A 1,921-nucleotide genomic window follows, 5' to 3' on the forward strand; every position below is an offset into this window, starting at 1 on the left:
CCAGAATGAGTGTTCACGATGGGGCAGAATATGCAGCGGGCGCGTGGATTGAAACTATTCAGCCTGTTGTTGCTGGTCGCCTGCGGGTTTTGCCGAAGGCTGTATCTGCCCGAGCGGCTGATGACTGGGCACCACCACCAAACTGCCGCACGCCAGTCTGGGCATCTTTCAGGGTGCCGGAAAGCTGGTGACCATCGCCGGTGAGTGTTACCTTTAACTTCATGTCTGACACGGATTCACCCTTATGATGGCTTTACGTTTGGCGGCACTGGGCTTTTTTGTGTTTCTGCTGGGGCTTTTACACTTCGGCGGTGGCGTTGCGCTGGCAGGATTGGGAATTGCTGCGCTGGCAGCCGCAATCAACGTGATCGCCATTGCTCGCCTGATCCTTTAGTGCGTTGCGTTAGCCTTTCTGCTGTTGATGGCTTCCAACGCCCTGCGCTTGATGTCGCGTCCCCGCTGGCGCGTGGATTGAAACTGGCCTTAGGCATCGGTAACGTTGATATGCAATACGAGCTGTTGCAAGGCAAGCTGGATGATTGATTGAAAGCAAAGGAGGAAGGGCGGCGGCAGGAGTCGAACCTGCATAATACGAACTCGAAAGGATCGTAACCTTTCCGGTAGGAAACACCGCCCTCACACCCAGTATAGGAGACGGCCCCCATGGCCGGATCAAGCATCAGCATCACTATAGACGACCAAAGCCTGATGGATGTACTCAACTAGGTCATCGCCAAAACCACCAACCTGCAACCCGCCTTTGCAGACATCGGTGAGTATCTAGATTTAGCCAGCTGGCGGCTGTGGCCTTTGATGGCTTGGGTGACTGCGGACAGCTCTGCCTAGGCGTTTCCTTCAGGGTCAACCCGATCCCTAAACCGCTGATGGGTGGATGCCACCAGCATTTCGCCAATCGATTTGTATGCAGGCTCTAGGTTGTCACTGCCTGCCTGTGCCTCTTGCAGGGCTTGGATAACGGCATCAGAGCCTATGTTGATTTCAATCATGACTGTTTACTTCTACAATGAAAGCTGGTCTGTCGATCGGTATGGCTACCGACCCCTTCGCTTCGGCGTTGATGAGGGCTAGCGTGGGTGCCTCCCACGCGGCAGACCTCATCTCACCTTTACTGCATCCGACGGCGGATTATCTGTCTTAACCCGGAACAGCGTCAGAAAGTAATTCTTCTTGTCATCAGCCGTTTTCTTTAATGCCGCCCAGTAAATCACATTATCCAGCGTAATATAGATCAGGCGCTCACTGCGGTCTGGCACTTGATAAACCGTACCATCATCCAGCAACTGCTGTATCCGGCGATGATCCTGCTGGCCAACCTCGTGGTGTTTGATCAGATGCGCTGCCACCAGAAACTTTATGTTCTCGCGTGCCAATGAATTGTCAAAGGTTTTCAGCCGGTTTTGATGCCTGCTGAGGTTTGGGTGACTTCACCAAGCGTAAAGCCCCAAATGAAGAAACCCTACTCAGTGGCAGGGCTTGGTGCAGCTAGGCAATTAGAAAAATATTTTAACTGTTGCTGCTACTGCGGCAATCAAGCCACCGCTGATAGCAATGGGATACCAGAAGGATTCTTTCTGAATTTTCATGGTTTCAGCCATCAGCTTGGCAATTTCAGCCTCAGTTTTTTGAAACTTCAGGGCTTCATCTTTGGTCATTTCGCCCATCTTCTTACTCCTGATCCAAGGTTTCCGCCTAGGGCACTTATTACCCACAAACCCATTGCGGCATCAACTGATTTGATTATAGGAGCCACTATGGCTGGCATCAAGAAAGGGCTGGCTGTGTATCACCGTAAAAGTGACAGCAGGCCATAGATCAGTGATGGTCGCCAGCTTGCCGCAAACTTAAGGAAGCTCTGATTAACTCCCTCAAAGTTTGAGATAATGGTGGCATAGCCAGCCAC

At 51.8% G+C, this 1,921-nt stretch carries 5 protein-coding genes and 1 tRNA gene; 1 reads left to right on the top strand and 5 read right to left on the bottom strand.

The genetic code is table 11. From position 1 onward, the window contains the following. Positions 1-58: 58 nt before the first annotated feature. Positions 59-232, bottom strand: coding sequence for a hypothetical protein (locus tag IBX50_RS20200; protein WP_292258187.1), 174 nt, complete (start codon positions 230-232; stop codon positions 59-61). A gap of 12 nt (positions 233-244) precedes the next feature. Between IBX50_RS20200 and IBX50_RS20205 the strand changes: the two genes are divergently transcribed. Continuing rightward, positions 245-394: a hypothetical protein gene (locus IBX50_RS20205; protein ID WP_292258188.1), complete on the top strand. Its 150-nt coding sequence runs from the start codon at positions 245-247 to the stop codon at positions 392-394. A gap of 167 nt (positions 395-561) precedes the next feature. Here the strand turns inward: IBX50_RS20205 and IBX50_RS20210 are convergent. From IBX50_RS20210 to IBX50_RS20225, 4 genes are all read right to left on the bottom strand, one after another. Further along, a tRNA-Glu gene (locus IBX50_RS20210) sits at positions 562-635 on the bottom strand. A gap of 207 nt (positions 636-842) precedes the next feature. Further along, complete coding sequence (locus IBX50_RS20215; protein ID WP_292258189.1) at positions 843-1,007, bottom strand: phage virion morphogenesis protein; 165 nt, start codon at positions 1,005-1,007, stop codon at positions 843-845. A 108-nt stretch (positions 1,008-1,115) separates the two neighbouring features. Beyond that, positions 1,116-1,364 carry a hypothetical protein gene (locus tag IBX50_RS20220; protein ID WP_292258190.1) on the bottom strand — a complete coding sequence of 83 codons (249 nt, stop codon included), beginning with the start codon at positions 1,362-1,364 and terminating at the stop codon, positions 1,116-1,118. A 147-nt stretch (positions 1,365-1,511) separates the two neighbouring features. Further along, a complete protein-coding gene (locus IBX50_RS20225; protein ID WP_292258191.1) occupies positions 1,512-1,682 on the bottom strand; it encodes a hypothetical protein in 171 nt (56 codons plus the stop codon). Positions 1,683-1,921: the final 239 nt, after the last annotated feature.

The sequence above is a fragment of the Marinospirillum sp. genome (assembly GCF_014859565.1).

Excerpts from the sequence above, each read along its gene's own strand:
- IBX50_RS20215 (WP_292258189.1), bottom strand. The coding sequence starts at position 1,007 with ATGATTGAAATCAACATAGGCTCTGATGCCGTTATCCAAGCCCTGCAA.
- IBX50_RS20225 (WP_292258191.1), bottom strand. The coding sequence starts at position 1,682 with ATGGGCGAAATGACCAAAGATGAAGCCCTGAAGTTTCAAAAAACTGAG.
- IBX50_RS20205 (WP_292258188.1), top strand. The coding sequence starts at position 245 with ATGATGGCTTTACGTTTGGCGGCACTGGGCTTTTTTGTGTTTCTGCTG.